Origin of the sequence: Blautia sp. An81 (assembly GCF_002161285.1) — a bacterium.
GTDB lineage: Bacteria > Bacillota > Clostridia > Lachnospirales > Lachnospiraceae > Blautia > Blautia ornithocaccae.
Map to the genome: position 1 here is coordinate 137,451 of NZ_NFHH01000005.1, position 13,983 is coordinate 151,433.

13 protein-coding genes are annotated in these 13,983 nt (G+C 45.6%); all 13 read right to left on the reverse strand.

Translation table 11 applies throughout. From position 1 onward, the window contains the following. Positions 1-15 precede the first annotated feature (15 nt). Positions 16-447, reverse strand: a complete 432-nt coding sequence (glmS, locus tag B5G33_RS06635) for a methylaspartate mutase subunit S (protein ID WP_087274803.1) — start codon at positions 445-447, stop codon at positions 16-18. A gap of 34 nt (positions 448-481) precedes the next feature. Beyond that, a complete protein-coding gene (gene citF / locus B5G33_RS06640) occupies positions 482-1,891 on the reverse strand; it encodes a citrate lyase subunit alpha (protein WP_087417117.1) in 1,410 nt (469 codons plus the stop codon). Continuing rightward, the gene (locus tag B5G33_RS06645) at positions 1,888-2,751 is read right to left on the reverse strand and encodes an HpcH/HpaI aldolase/citrate lyase family protein (RefSeq protein ID WP_330396651.1); all 864 of its coding nucleotides are present in this window, start codon (positions 2,749-2,751) and stop codon (positions 1,888-1,890) included. The genes citF and B5G33_RS06645 overlap by 4 nt, the downstream gene beginning before the upstream one ends. Before the next feature lie 8 nt (positions 2,752-2,759). Beyond that, positions 2,760-3,032: a citrate lyase acyl carrier protein gene (gene citD / locus B5G33_RS06650; RefSeq protein WP_087274800.1), complete on the reverse strand. Its 273-nt coding sequence runs from the start codon at positions 3,030-3,032 to the stop codon at positions 2,760-2,762. A 27-nt stretch (positions 3,033-3,059) separates the two neighbouring features. Continuing rightward, a complete protein-coding gene (locus tag B5G33_RS06655) occupies positions 3,060-3,692 on the reverse strand; it encodes a cyclodeaminase/cyclohydrolase family protein (RefSeq protein WP_087274799.1) in 633 nt (210 codons plus the stop codon). Between the two features lie 24 nt (positions 3,693-3,716). Then, entirely contained in the window at positions 3,717-4,607 is an 891-nt protein-coding gene (gene ftcD, locus B5G33_RS06660) for a glutamate formimidoyltransferase (RefSeq protein ID WP_087274798.1), read from the reverse strand. Between the two features lie 49 nt (positions 4,608-4,656). After that, the gene (hutI, locus tag B5G33_RS06665) at positions 4,657-5,913 is read right to left on the reverse strand and encodes an imidazolonepropionase (protein ID WP_087417119.1); all 1,257 of its coding nucleotides are present in this window, start codon (positions 5,911-5,913) and stop codon (positions 4,657-4,659) included. Positions 5,914-5,929: 16 nt separating this feature from the next. Beyond that, entirely contained in the window at positions 5,930-7,975 is a 2,046-nt protein-coding gene (locus tag B5G33_RS06670) for a urocanate hydratase (protein ID WP_087417120.1), read from the reverse strand. Between the two features lie 243 nt (positions 7,976-8,218). Then, positions 8,219-8,857 carry a glycoside hydrolase family 3 C-terminal domain-containing protein gene (locus tag B5G33_RS21865; protein ID WP_330396656.1) on the reverse strand — a complete coding sequence of 213 codons (639 nt, stop codon included), beginning with the start codon at positions 8,855-8,857 and terminating at the stop codon, positions 8,219-8,221. Beyond that, complete coding sequence (locus B5G33_RS21870) at positions 8,749-9,795, reverse strand: glycoside hydrolase family 3 N-terminal domain-containing protein (protein ID WP_330396657.1); 1,047 nt, start codon at positions 9,793-9,795, stop codon at positions 8,749-8,751. Before B5G33_RS21870 ends, B5G33_RS21865 begins: the two co-directional genes overlap by 109 nt. 6 nt (positions 9,796-9,801) lie before the next feature. Next, a complete protein-coding gene (locus B5G33_RS21875; protein ID WP_242974551.1) occupies positions 9,802-10,146 on the reverse strand; it encodes a hypothetical protein in 345 nt (114 codons plus the stop codon). Between the two features lie 65 nt (positions 10,147-10,211). Further along, positions 10,212-12,266 (reverse strand): beta-galactosidase, encoded by a 2,055-nt coding sequence (locus B5G33_RS06680; RefSeq protein WP_087417150.1) that lies wholly within the window; start codon positions 12,264-12,266, stop codon positions 10,212-10,214. Beyond that, positions 12,263-13,978, reverse strand: a complete 1,716-nt coding sequence (locus tag B5G33_RS06685; protein ID WP_087417121.1) for a sensor histidine kinase — start codon at positions 13,976-13,978, stop codon at positions 12,263-12,265. The genes B5G33_RS06680 and B5G33_RS06685 overlap by 4 nt, the downstream gene beginning before the upstream one ends. Positions 13,979-13,983 lie beyond the last annotated feature (5 nt).

Genomic DNA, 13,983 nt, shown 5'->3' on the forward strand with positions numbered 1-13,983 from the left:
TCTTCACCGCCTTGCTTATGCTTCTTCTTCTGGTTTCTGCATGCCAAAGTCTTCATATAAAGCGGCAATGGTAGTCTCTGGAGCAGTTCCGGGACCAAATACCCTGTCAAAGCCCATGGCTTTAAACCGCTTTTCCACCTCGTTAAAAGGCTGCTTTCCTACTACAATATTCCCTCCTACATAGAGAAGGATTCCTTTCAGGCCTGCCTCGTCGCATTTATCACGCAGTCCCCGGCAGTCCAGTTCTCCATGTCCGTACAGAGAAGAAACCAATATAGCATCTGCTGCTGTCTCAATAGCAGCGGAAATGTATTCTTCCTGGGATACCATAACCCCCAGATTGGTCACTTCAAAACCTGCGTCTTCGAAAGCATGCTGAAGTATAGTATTTCCAACTGCATGGACATCCGCACCGATAACGCCGATCACCAGTTTTTTCTTATCCACTGTAAAACCTCTCCCTTCACATTGTTCTTATCTGTTATATCTTTGGCACGTTTCGGATCGTATCCAGCAGAGTGCCGTCACGGTAGAGAACCTTTGCTACAACTCGGTTCCCCATCTCAATCTGACGGGGAACTCCGGCAATTTCCTCTGCCATTTCTTTCAGCTCACGGATATCCTTTACAGGAAGTCCTGCTTTGAGCAGCTTCTCTTTCAATTCTTTCTGTCTGGGGTTTACTGCAATTCCTCTCTGAGTAACCACCACATCTACCGTTTCACCCGGAGTGGATTTACAGAGAACCTGATCTACGATCAAAGGCAGTCTGGCCCGGATCAGCGGCGCCACGATAATGGACAATTTAGAACCTGCCGCTGTATCGCTATGTCCTCCAGAGCCTCCCATAATATAACCGTTGGAATCTGTATGTACATTTACATTAAAGTCCAGATCCACCTGGGTAGCGCCCAGGATTACCACGTCCAGGCTATCCACTGCAGCGCTTTTTGCTGCCGGTGAAGCGTATCGCATAGCGGAAATCTCCCGATGTCTGGGATTCTCCCGGATAGATTCAATAGCTTTCAGATCAAAGCACTGCACGTCTAATATGGTATCAAAAAACCCTTTATTTGCCATGTCGACCATGTATCCGGTAATACCTCCCATACAGAAGCTTCCCTTGATATGGTCTTTTTCCATCATCTCTTCTACATATTTCGCCACTGCCAGTGAGGCGCCTCCGGCTCCTGTCTGGAAAGAAAATCCGTCCTTTAAATAGCCGGAATGTTTTACTACCTGAGCAGCCAGACCGGCAATCCGCAGCCCTACCGGGTCTCTGGTAATCTTCGTCGTTCCTGAAACGATTCTGGCAGGATCTCCAATCTGTTCTGTCTGGACTACATAATCCACATATCCCTCTTCAATAGAAGCATCTCTTAAAGGATAGGGAACCAGATGATCCGTAACTGCCACTACTTTTTTCGCATACATCGCATCGGAAAAAGCATATCCTAAAGAGCCGCAGGCCGAAGGTCCATACTTTCCGCTGAGATTTCCCATGTCATCGGCACAGGGTGCTGCCAGAAAAGCAATGTCGATTTTGGAAGAGCCATTTTCCATATCTCCGGCACGGCCTCCATGAGTCCTGAAAATCACCGGTTTTTCCATGATTCCCTGGGAAATAGCCTTTCCTACCTTGCCGCCCATATAGTTACACTCGATCTGAGTCACCACTCCATTTTTAATGTGCTCGATAATGGGTTCATGGATATCAAAGATAGAGCTGGCATTTACGGTAAGGTCCCGGATTCCCATAGCCGCCGCTTCTGCCAGGACCATGTTCAGCACATAGTCGCCGTTGCGCATATGATGGTGGAAGGATATGGTCATCCCGTCTTTTAATCCGGCTTTTTCTATAGCCTCCCGGATGGTTCCGATTAATTTACTCATCTGCAGCCACCTCCGTATATCGCCTTTTCCATTTCCAGCACCTGCTGAGCTCTTTTTACAATAGGTGCGTCGATCATTTTTCCTCGAAGGGAAATTACGCCTTTGCCCTGACGCTTGCCATCCTCAATGGCGTCCATAACATCGTGGGCGTATTCAATCTCCGCCTCTGTAGGGGAGAATACTTCATTGACGATATCCACATGCCGGGGAGAAATTACTGCCTTTCCTGCAAATCCAAGGCTTTTGGCAAATTCCGTATCCTTTCTCAGTCCCTCCATGTCTTCTACATCTGTAAAAGGTGTGTCATAAGCCTCTATACCCCAGGCTCTGGCCGCACAGACAAGACGTGTCCTGGCGTAAAAGATTTCCTGACCTTCTTTCGTTCTCTTACAGTGCATATCTGCCGTAAAATCTTCTCCTCCCAGGAATAGTCCGGCCACCCGCACATCTGACGAAGCAATCTCAAAGGCCTTTTCCACACCTAAAGCTGTTTCAATAAGAGGAAGGATCTTCACACTGCCTTTTTCAATGCCGCTCCTTTCCTCTACCTGGCCCATATAAGCAGAAACTTCCCGGATCATCTCTCCTCCGCTGACTTTTGTAGGCATGATCATGTCCGGCTTCAGGGGGATTACTGCATCCAGGTCTTCCTTCCAGAATTCTGTATCTGTAGGGTTGATCCTTACAACTACCTCGCAGCCTGAAAAATTCTGATATTTTAAAGCGTTTCTCACCAGGATTCTGGCGGCGTCCTTTTCATCGGGGGATACTGCATCTTCCAGATCGAAGATTACCGTATCCGCTCCCAGGGTATCACCGTTTATCAGCATATTCGGGGTATTCCCCGGTAAAAATAACATTGTCCGCCTCATTCTTTTTCAACGCCCCCTCTTTTCAGCGCAGTTTCCATGCGGGCTCGTATCACACAGTCCAAAGCACCCTTATCTTTAATAAAAATCTTTCCTGTAGAAACATCAAATTCTTTTAAAGTATCCAGGACTGCTCCCCGGATAGCATCCATATACTGGTTTGCCACTACGGAATCAATTTCCAGCACCAGTTCTGTATCGTCCGGCTCGATCTGGATAAACAGGTCGCTGGACTCCAGAGTCCCTGCTACTGCATTTTTCAATATTTTCACAGGTCTCCTCCTTTCCTTACCCGAAATTTATTCTACTGCACTTCTGGAAACCTGAGCCTGAGCCAGGATTTTCTTTTCCTGTTCTATAGCCTGTTTTTCCAGTTCTGCCACTTCTTTACCAATTCTGTCTACATATTCCTGATCCTTAATAGATTCCAGGTTGATCTTTACGTTAAACCCGGCTCCCAAAACCGCTGTTCTGGCCATCATAGTAGCTACAAGGGCATCTGTCACTGCTGTTTTGTTTCCTTTTACTACCATAGTCTCAGCGTAAGGCAGGATACCGCAGGCTGCCTTTGCCACAGATAAAGGAACTTCTACTGCTGCTTTCAGGCCGTTCTGCATAGCTTCTGTTCTGGCTGCTTTCTCCTCTTCTGTTTCTTTTGGTAGAGTCAGCGCCTGCATATACTGATCAAAAGATTCGCTGTCTCTCTTAATGTCGTCTAAAAGCTGTGCGCAGACTGCTTTCATAGGCTCTACAGCCTCTTTCATCTCTTCTTCCACATCCGCATATTTTTTCTTTCCTATGGTCAGACCTGCCACCATTTCTGTCAGAGCAGCCGCCAGAGAACCTGCGAGGGCGGAAATACTTCCGCCCCCTGGTACTGGTTCATTAGAGGCTGTCTGCATGGCAAATTCTTGAATTGTCATATTTTTCATGGCATATACCTCTTATTATCTTTTTTACAGTCTTGTCTCTAATACCTGTTTGGATTCAAAACCTTCCAGTCCTAAATAATATTCTGCACAATCTACCAGAGCCTGAAGCGGGATCAGTCCTACTACTTCGCTGCCCAGAACGTTTACTCCGTAACGTCTTGCTTCCATCCGTACAGTTTCAAATACTGTATAAACAGATGTCTTTGTGTAATCTGTAAGGTTCATGGATACCTGTGCGATATTTCTGTCTTCCAGCATTACGCCCATGGCTTTGCAGTAACGGAAACCGCCTTTGATATGACGGATCTTGTCTGCGATCCTCTGTGCGATTTCCAGGTTGGAAGTATCCAGATTGATATTGTAAGCGATCAGCGGCATTCTGGCTCCGATAGCAGTAACGCCTCCGGTTGGATGAATGGTGTCGGGACCAAAATCTGGTTTCCACTGTGGATCTTTCATCTTCTCAGCCATTCCCTCAAACTGTCCCTGGCGAACTTTAGCCAGATTTTCTCTGTGAGGAGCTGTGGCAGATTTCTCATAAAGGAAGAAAGGCTGTCCGAATTTCTCAGAAGCTTCTTTGGCTACCGCTTTTGCCAGAGCATCTGCTTCTTCTACTGTAGTATTGCGGATAGGGATAAAAGGAACTACGTCTACACAGCCCATACGTGGATGCTGTCCCTGATGTTTTGTCATATCGATCAGCTCTACTGCTTTTCCGATAGCGGCAACCATAGCCTGTCCCAGTGGTTCCGGCTCACCGATCACGGTAACAACGCTTCTGTTGTGGTCTTCATCAGAGCTGTAATCCAGCAGTTTTACCCCTTCCACATTCCGGAAGCAATCCACGATCTTCTCGATTTTTTCCTTATCTCTTCCTTCACTGAAATTTGGTACGCATTCAATAATTTTCTCCATGGTCTTTTCTCCTTTATCTTTTACGCATATTCCATGTTTACGATTACATTTATAACCATTCTTTGTGGTACACGGTTTCTCCGTTCTTAATTACCGTTTCTACCAGATTAATCCCTGTATGGTAAGGCAGATAGTAGACAGAAGGATACTTGAGAAATACCATATCCGCCTGTTTTCCCGGCTCAATGCTGCCGATTCTGTCTGCACGGTCCACAGCTGCCGCACCGTTTATAGTAAGGGCTGTGATAACCTCTTCCACAGACATATTCATATAGATACATCCAAGGGCTATAAGCAGAGGAATGGAGTTGGTAAAGCAGCTTCCCGGATTCAGGTCTGAGGCAATTGCTACTGCACAGCCTTCATCGATCATCTTTCTTCCCGGGGCATATTCCTCTTTAAGGCAGAAAGCCGTAGCAGGAAGAAGTGTGCTGATCACACCCTGCTCCCTCATCTGCTGGATTCCTTCATCAGAAGCTTTCAGCAGATGGTCTGCTGATACTGCTTCTACTCTGGCTGCCAGCTGGGCGCCTCCAAGAGGATACATCTCATCTGCATGGATTTTCAGCTTAAATCCCATCTCTTTGGCCTTTGTGAGATAATACTCTGAATCTTCAATATTAAATACGCCCTGTTCTGTGAAGATATCTGCAAATTCTGCCAGATTTTCTTCTCTGACTTTGGGCATTACATTGCAGAGCATCTCATCCAGGAATTCTCTTTCTCTTCCTTTCCACTGAGGAAGAACACTGTGAGGTCCCAGGAATGTCCTTACTATATCTACCGGATGTTCCTCATCCAGCTCTTTCATAGCCCGAAGCTGCTTCAATTCTGTATCGCAGTCCATGCCATAGCCGCTTTTCCCCTCTACAGTTGTGACTCCGAACTCCAGCATACGGTTCAGTCTTTCCCGTCCAGCCTCTTTAAGCTCTTCCTTGGAAGCCTCCCGGGTGGGATTTACCGTGGCATTGATGCCCCCTCCTCTTTCCATAATGGACATGTAGCTGTCCCCTTTTAATCTCCAGGAGAATTCATCTGCCCGGTATCCGCCGAAGATAAAGTGGGTATGGGAATCTACGAAGCCCGGAAGCACCGTTTTTCCCGATGCATCCAGAACCTCATATTCCTCCATGTTCACTTTTTTATCCAATTCTTCGGTGGTTCCCACTTCTATGATCTTATCATCATGAATGATCACAGCTCCATCCTTGATCAGGCCGATATCCGCCATTTCTTTTCCGAATTTCGGTGCCTTTCCTCTGCAGGTAACAAGTTCAGAGGCATGGCGTATATATCTTTTTTTCATATTTTGTCTCCTGTTATCAGTGATGTTTGTGATGGTGAACCTCTGGAACTACATCTTTGCATACTCTCTCGATCAGCTCTTCGCTGGCAAGATAAGGCATAGTGATATAGTCCTCTCCGTTTCTGATCTTATTGTATTCTGCTACAGTCTCGATAGAGTGCTCGCATCTGCCCCAGCTTCTTCTGGAAACACCGATCATGGTATCCCACGGAATTGCTGCCTTAAGGATCTCGTCAACTCTCTCGCTTCCATCCAGAACCATGCCAAATCCACCGTTAATAGATTTGCTGATACCTACGCCGCCTCCATTGTGGAGAGCTACCAGGCTCATGCCTCTGGCTGCATTTCCTGCATAGCAGTGTACTGCCATATCTGCAGTAATATTGGAACCATCATAAATATTTGATGTTTCTCTGTATGGAGAATCTGTTCCGCCTGTGTCATGGTGGTCACGACCCAGCATAACCGGTCCGATTTCTCCGTTTCTTACCATTTCGTTAAATTTCAGAGCAATGTCTCTTCTTCCCAGAGCATCCTGATATAAGATACGGCACTGAGTACCTACTACCAGTTTATTTTTCTCTGCGTCACGGATCCAGATATAGTTATCTCTATCCTGACTTCTTCTGTTCGGATCAATGATTTCCATTGCCGCATGGTCAGTCTTTCTCAGATCTTCCGGTTTTCCGCTTAAGCAGCACCAACGGAAAGGTCCATATCCATAATCAAACAGTTCTGGTCCTAAAATGTCTTCTACATAAGATGGGAAGATAAAGCCTTCGCTGGTATCTTCGCCGTTTTTAGCAATGTCTTTTGCACCTGCATCAAATACAGCTTTCATAAAGCTGTTGCCGTAGTCGAAGAAGTAAGCGCCTCTTTCTACCAGAGTCTTGATCAGGTGGTAATGTTTGATAAGTGTCTGATCTACCAGCTCGCAGAAACGATCTTTGTCATTAGCCAGCATCTCTGTTCTTTCTTCAAATGTCAGGCCCTGTGGGCAGTAGCCGCCGTCATATGGCACATGACAGGATGTCTGGTCAGACAGCAGTTCGATCTTAATATTATTGTCTACTGCATACTGCAGAAGATCTACAATATTTCCATGGTAAGCAATAGAAATGGTTTCTTTTTTATCCATGTATTCCTGAGCAACTCTGAAGGCTTCTGCGGCATCTTCGATTACCAGGCTTACCCATCCCTGGTCATGACGTGTCTTGATTCTGGAAGCATCTACCTCTGCAACGATACCAACGCCTCTTGCAATTTCAATGGCTTTTGGCTGAGCGCCGCTCATGCCGCCAAGACCGCTGGTAACGAACAGATGTCCTGCCAGGTCTCCGTCCTGAGGTACGCCCAGGAATTTACGTCCTGCGTTCAGAATTGTATTAAATGTACCATGAACGATTCCCTGTGGTCCGATGTACATCCAGCCGCCGGCTGTCATCTGCCCATAGGAAGAGCAGCCCATTGCTGTAGCTTTTGCCCAGTCCTCCGGATTATCAAACATACCGACCATAAGACCATTTGTAACAATAACTCTTGGGCTGGATTCATGAGATTTGAACAATCCCATAGGATGTCCGCTCATCATGACCAGTGTATGATGATGAGTCAGTTTTTCCAGATATTTTTTAATCAGCTGATACTGCATCCAGTTCTGGCATACCTGTCCGGTCTCTCCATAAGTTACCAGTTCATATGGGTACAGAGCCACTTCATGATCCAGGTTATTGTCGATCATTACCTGGAAGGCTTTTCCTTCAATGCACTCGCCTTTGTACTCATCAATAGGTTTTCCGTAAATTCTCTCCTTCGGCATAAAACGATATCCGTAGATACGTCCTCTTGTCAAAAGCTCATCTAAAAATTCGGGAGCCAACTGTTCGTGAAGTTCTTCCGGCACATATCTCAAAGCATTTGCTACTGAAAGTTTAATCTCTCTCTTATTCAGTGTCAGTTCTCTTTTCGGTGCTCTTCTTACGCCCTCTTTAAAAGTAGGGTACTCCGGAAGCACCGGATCCAGCTTAATTACCATAGCTTTTCCGATTTCCGCATTGTTCATTTTTCATCGTCTCCTTTACTTTTTTTACGATTTTACCATTTATACAGTCTAAAAAACGTCTATTTCTTGGTGATTTTTTAAAAAACCTACAAGTTTTTTGGTGATTTTTACTTATTACTCTTTCTTCAATCTACTGTGATAAAGTGATTTTACACAAATTGACGTTTTATTGTCTCCTCCTCAGATAAAAGAACGCAAAAATACCGCCATATTTTCACAGCGGTATTTTTGCGTTCTTTATCTTTAGATTTTCGTGGAAAGCTCTTCCCCCTGGAAATTCAGTCCAAATCCATAGTCGTAACAATTTCCTGCTTCGTCTTTATAGACTTCCAGATCAAAAGCCACGTCCTCCTGATGTCTTTCCACTGTCTCCATATCTTTTGGAAGCTGTACCGGAAGTCTCCCTTTCGGGACAGCCCCGCCGGAGATCATATCCAGCACAGCTTTGGTGCTGACGCCAAATTCAGCCAGAATGGCATCTGCATACGGTTCAAATTCTCTGCATACCACGGGATTATGCATGGTCACGCAAACGATCACCGGTTTTTCACCCATGGTTTTTTTCGTATTTATCACCAGGTCCAGATCTTCTTCATTGGCCGTATGTCCTGTCTTTCCCCTGTAAGAACGATTCCTGTCATTTTCCCACCAGTTACTTCCTGCAATACTTGTCTCCCTGGCAGTTTCCGCCTTATAAGGACGATACTGGAGACTGATAGGGACATAGGCGTCCTTTTCATATCCTCCGTCAGTCAGCGGACTTTCTATAAAGACTACTGCCGCATCTGCTTCCCTGGGGCTGTCTTCCCAGATAAAATATTCTTCCAGAAGCCCGACTCTTCCATCCGTCTGCGCATAGCCTCCTCCCCATACAGCTGGCAGCCCATATCATAGGCTTCCATAACCGGCTTCTTATCCTGATTGCCGCCGAACTGGTCTACTCCGTTCATGATGATACGTAAGTGTCTCTGAGCCACAGTCAGATTTTCTGTTCCATAGCATCGGCTTCCAAAATCATCCAGATCCGCGCCTGGGTCTGCAGTAATATCCCAGTCTGTGCAGACTACTCCGTCATAACCATACTTTCCTCTTAAGAGGTCCTTGATCATATATTCACTGTAGGAATTTCCCACGTTCTCATGATTTTTCTTATCCTGCTCCCAGGATACAGTATAATAAGGCATTACAGAGGCTGCTTTCTTTGTAGGTCCCTCCAGGCAGAAAGCTCCTTCTGTGAAAGGCTTCAGATGTTCCTCAAATTTTCCTCCCGGATAGACCGCAAACTGTCCGAATGCATAATGGGCGTCTCTGCCGCCTTCTCCGGTCCCTCCTCCCGGCCAGTGTTTTACCATAGCGTTGACGCTGTGTTTTCCCCAGCCGTCTTCTGCATCTTCTGTAGTCTGAAGGCCGTCGCAGTATGCTCTTGTCATCTTTACTGTCCTCTCCCAATCCAGCCCCAGGGTATCCTGGAGCCGCATCCACCTGGGATCTGTGGCCAGATCGATCTGAGATCCCAAGGCCGTGGTGATCCCCAGGGCCCGGTATTCTCTGGAAACGATTTCAGCAAATTTCTTCACTCTTTCCGGATCAAAAAGGGCTGCCATCCCGATTCCTTCAGGCCATTTGGAAACTTCTCCTGCTCCGCTTTTATACTCTGCCTCACTGTCTGCTGCGCCATGACGGGGGTCTGACGAAAAATTCACCGGGATTCCAAAAGGCAGGGCCTCTGTATAGGACTGAACAGAGTTCTGCCAGCGTACAGCTGTCCTGGTATCCTGATAGGCGCTGACCAGTACATGACGGATATGGTCCTGGGACAGAAACTCCTACTGCTGGTCACTCATCTCCCAGGGCTCACAGCCGCTGTCTGGAAAATCTTTTCCCTTATATTTTCCAGGGAAAGGACTGTCCGGCATTCCTGGAACCATCTGATGAGGAGAATAAAGCATCAGGCCGGCAATCATCTCCACCGGAAGTCTGGCAGCCAGGTCTTTTGCCCGTTCTTCATATCCCAGTCTCCAGTCTTCATATGGAAGAAGCTCCCCTGTTCCAGCCAGATCTTTAAAGACGCATCCGTCCTGGATGATCACTCTGTCTTTAGAGGTGCCGATTTCAGGTCCGTTTTCATTTTGGTACAACACATACCCCTTTTTCACCTTTTTGCTGAACATAAAAACCTCCTTGATAACATATGTTTCGTTTATAACTACCATGTTACCAAGGAGGTTCTGATACGTCAACAGCAGCTGTAGACTTTTGTCTCGTATCCTTTTAGCACTGCCTGCCCCTGAACCTTATCTCCTGTATCCAGGTCTGTCACCGGCACCTTCAGCACAGCCTTCTGTTCTTCTAGAGAGTAATTTAAAATGATGATATATTGCTTTCCATCCTTTTCTCTTACACAGAGTTCGCACATTTCCGGCAGTTCCACCATCTCTTTAAAAGCTGAAAGAACTCCCCCATAGGCCAGAAAATCTTTTATATTTTCTCTTGTAAAGGTTCCTCCAAAATGCAGGACTTTTCCTTTTCCTGTATGATTCTCGATCAGCGCAGGACGGCCCTGATAATAATTAGAAGAATAGGAAGCCAGTACTTTGGCTCCAGGGCCTGCTGCAAGAATATCGTTAAAGATTCCTGTCTCTACCTGTTTACCCTCCCATTCCATAGAAACCTGGTCATCTGCCGGACCTAGAAAGGTAAATTCTTCTACTGTAGTTCCTGTGATATCTTTCAGAAGTCCCGGCATCACATCCATGACGCACTTCCCTGTCTCGTCCTTTAATCCGGTGCGGGCTCCCAGGATCAGGCAGCCGCCTTCTTCTGCATAGCGTCTGAGAAGCTCTGCCTTTTTCTCTGACAGGATCATAGGATGCGGATAAATAAGTACCGGATATTTCAGCAGTTCTTCCACTTCTGTGGAATCCAGAAGGTACACATAATCCATAGGCGTATGGCTTAACTGAGCCCCTATAAAAATTTCTTCCTCACTGGTCCAGGCCAGCCTCTGGTGCCATTTATCCACCTGGGCGTCCCATACATTACTGTAATCCCGTATCACTCCAAAGGCAGCCTTGTACTGGGCCCCGGTGATCTCTTTCATTTTTTCTACTCTCTGATGGATTTTCTTCACTTCCGCCAGTTTCCGGTTGTCCCTGTTATCATAGTCCAGGATACCATGCCAGTAGATCTCTGTTCCCATAGTACAGGTCCGCCACCTAAAGAAGCTTACATAGTCTGCGCCGTGGCCGATACTCTGCATAGCCCAAAGCATCATCTGTCCCGGTTTGGGAGCCGGAGCTTCCATGCGGGTATTCCATCCGTTGGCACCTGACTGCTGCTCCATAATACCAAAGTGAGGGCAGATAGAACGGACTTCTGTCAGCTTGTCACTCCAGCGTCTGTCATTCAGATTTTTGGAATGCTTTGGATCTTCGCAGAGACAGTAGGCGAAGTTTGGATAGGAATCATAAGTATAAACATCCAGGGCTTCGTCTGTCATAGCATGATTGTCCAGATTCTGGAACATACCATTGGTCGTAATAAAGTCTCCCGGCTTGATATATTTTCTTAAAATATCACTTTGCATCTTGCAGAAACTAATAGCGCTGTCTGATACAAACCGGATATAATCCAGGGTCTCATGGGGATTCGTGGAATTATGTATGGTAGTTCTGGGAACATACACCTGTTCCCACTGGGTATACTCCTGATTCCAGAACACTGCGCCCCAGGCCTTGTTCAGTTCTTCCAGAGTTCCGTATTTCTTCTTCAGAAATTCCCGGAATGCCAGAGTGTCGCTCTCAGAATAAAACTCCGCTACCTCACAGTTGATCTCATTGTCGATCTGCCAGCCCACTACATTTTTATGTGGAGCATAGTGTTCTCCGAATTTTTCCACGATTTTGGCACTGAGCTCCCGGTACACTTTGGAATTATAATTGTAATGCCGGCGCATACCGTGACGGTATTTTACCCCATCCATGCGGCAGTTTAAAACTTCCGGATACTTATCTGTCAGCCAGGCAGGCGGTGTGGCCGTAGGCGTTCCGAAAATCACCTTCATCTCTGTCTGAGCTACCACCTCCAGGAAATCGTCAAAAAATGCAAAGGTAAACTCCCCTTCTCTGGGTTCCACTTTGCTCCATGCAAACTCTCCAATACGAATTGTGTGGATACCATTTGCCAGCATCCTGTCCAGATCTTCCTTCCACAGGTTTCTGTCCCAGTGCTCCGGATAATAGCAGGTCCCCAGGGACAGTTCTTTCCATTGATAGTTTTGTGCTTTTCTCATAATACCTCCGTTTTTGTTTCCTTTTTCCATTCCTGCAGAGGAATGGAAAACTGGATTTTTGTTCCTTTGTTCTTTTCACTTTTTATATTCAGACGGCTTTCCTCACCATAACAGAGGATCAGCCTTCTGTACACATTTTTAATTCCGATAGATTTCCCTGTGTCACCCTCTTCACACTTCTGATACAGAGTCCCTATCTCTTTCTCTGACATTCCTTCTCCGTCGTCTTCGATACAAAAATAAAGTCTGTTGCTTTCTCTTTTTATCCGGATTAGAAGGCTTCCCTTTCCGATCTTCGGTTCCAGTCCATGGATGATCGCATTTTCAATCAACGGCTGAAGGATAAAATTGGGAACCTGATATTTATCAGCCTCTTTTTCCACCTGATAAATAACCGTTATTTTATCGCCGAATCTCTGCTCCTGAATAAAAAGATAATCTCTGACTGTAGACATTTCCTCCTTAAGAGGAATAAAGCTTTCTTTTTTTATGGTCGCACGCAGAAGCTCCGCTAAGGCAATGGTCATCTCAGACACATCCATGTTCCCTTCTCCTAATGCTTTCCAGCTTATCGTATCCAGTGCATTATATAAAAAATGAGGATTAATCTGCATCTGAAGGAATTCCAGTTCCGCCTGTTTCTGAGCCAGCTCCATTTTATACACTTTCTCAATCAGAGTCTCAATATTTTCTGCCATTTTATTATATTCCGTACCGATCATCCCAATCTCATCCTGAGTAACCACTCGAACTCTCGGGTACCGATTTTCCTTTCCGAGAGTCTTCATACTCTCCAGCAGCTCTCTCGTAGGTTTTGCGATCCTTAGTGTTGCGATCCAAACGAAAAGAATACTGATACCCAGCATTGCAAGAACAACCATAGCCACAGCGACAATCTGTCTGTTCAGATTTCCATAGAATTCTTTTACCGAAACTGCCTGTACCAGAGTCCACTGGTTAGGCATTTCATTCCCCACATAATAGAAAGCCTGGGTACTGTCCAGCATATCATATACCGCTACGTCTTTTTCTCTCATGGTCTGGATCTCCATGGGGAATTTCGTTCCCTGATAGGGACAGTTGTTCGTAGACATGATTCTTCCTTCTTCATTTACTATATAGGAAGCTGCAGAATATTCCGTTGAATTGTCTTCCAAAATAGATGAAAAATAAGAATTCTCATATACAATGTTTATGTAACCAATAGGACGCATCGTATCAAAGTCCAGTATAGCTTTTGCCACGCAGATCCTGTCCGTATCACCTGCCAGTCCCCATAGGCTGGTTCCGTTAGCTTCATAAATCTCTTCTTCTGTAAATCCAAAAAAAGTTCCTATTGTTTCTTGTTTTTTTACAGAAAATTCAATTCCTTCTAAGGAAATCACGCTGACAGAAACTACATACGAAGCATAAAGGCCGTCAGTGGTCAATTCTCTTTCAATTTTTTGTCTGCACTGTCTCAGTCCATAAGTATCTAATTTTTCTTCATTTACAATCTTCAGTTGATCCTGTACAGTCTGACTTGTGAGAATCTGTAAATTAATATCTTCTATCTTCTGAATATTATTTTCCAGATTATTGGTCGTCTGGCGAGTAATATCCTGTAAATATACCTGAGAAAGAGAGGAATATCCGTTTCTGAAAGCGAAAATAAAAGTACCTGCAATCCCCAGGCCTGTAAAACTGATAAGAACTGCAAATATCAGCATCATTTGTT

Coding starts and splice junctions, on each gene's coding strand:
- citF (WP_087417117.1), bottom strand. CDS start 1,891: ATGAGTAAATTAATCGGAACCATCCGGGAGGCTATAGAAAAAGCCGGA.
- B5G33_RS06645 (WP_330396651.1), bottom strand. CDS start 2,751: ATGTTATTTTTACCGGGGAATACCCCGAATATGCTGATAAACGGTGAT.
- B5G33_RS06655 (WP_087274799.1), bottom strand. CDS start 3,692: ATGAAAAATATGACAATTCAAGAATTTGCCATGCAGACAGCCTCTAAT.
- ftcD (WP_087274798.1), bottom strand. CDS start 4,607: ATGGAGAAAATTATTGAATGCGTACCAAATTTCAGTGAAGGAAGAGAT.
- hutI (WP_087417119.1), bottom strand. CDS start 5,913: ATGAAAAAAAGATATATACGCCATGCCTCTGAACTTGTTACCTGCAGA.
- B5G33_RS06670 (WP_087417120.1), bottom strand. CDS start 7,975: ATGAACAATGCGGAAATCGGAAAAGCTATGGTAATTAAGCTGGATCCG.
- B5G33_RS21875 (WP_242974551.1), bottom strand. CDS start 10,146: ATGTTCAGCAAAAAGGTGAAAAAGGGGTATGTGTTGTACCAAAATGAA.
- B5G33_RS06680 (WP_087417150.1), bottom strand. CDS start 12,266: ATGAGAAAAGCACAAAACTATCAATGGAAAGAACTGTCCCTGGGGACC.
- B5G33_RS06685 (WP_087417121.1), bottom strand. CDS start 13,978: ATGATGCTGATATTTGCAGTTCTTATCAGTTTTACAGGCCTGGGGATT.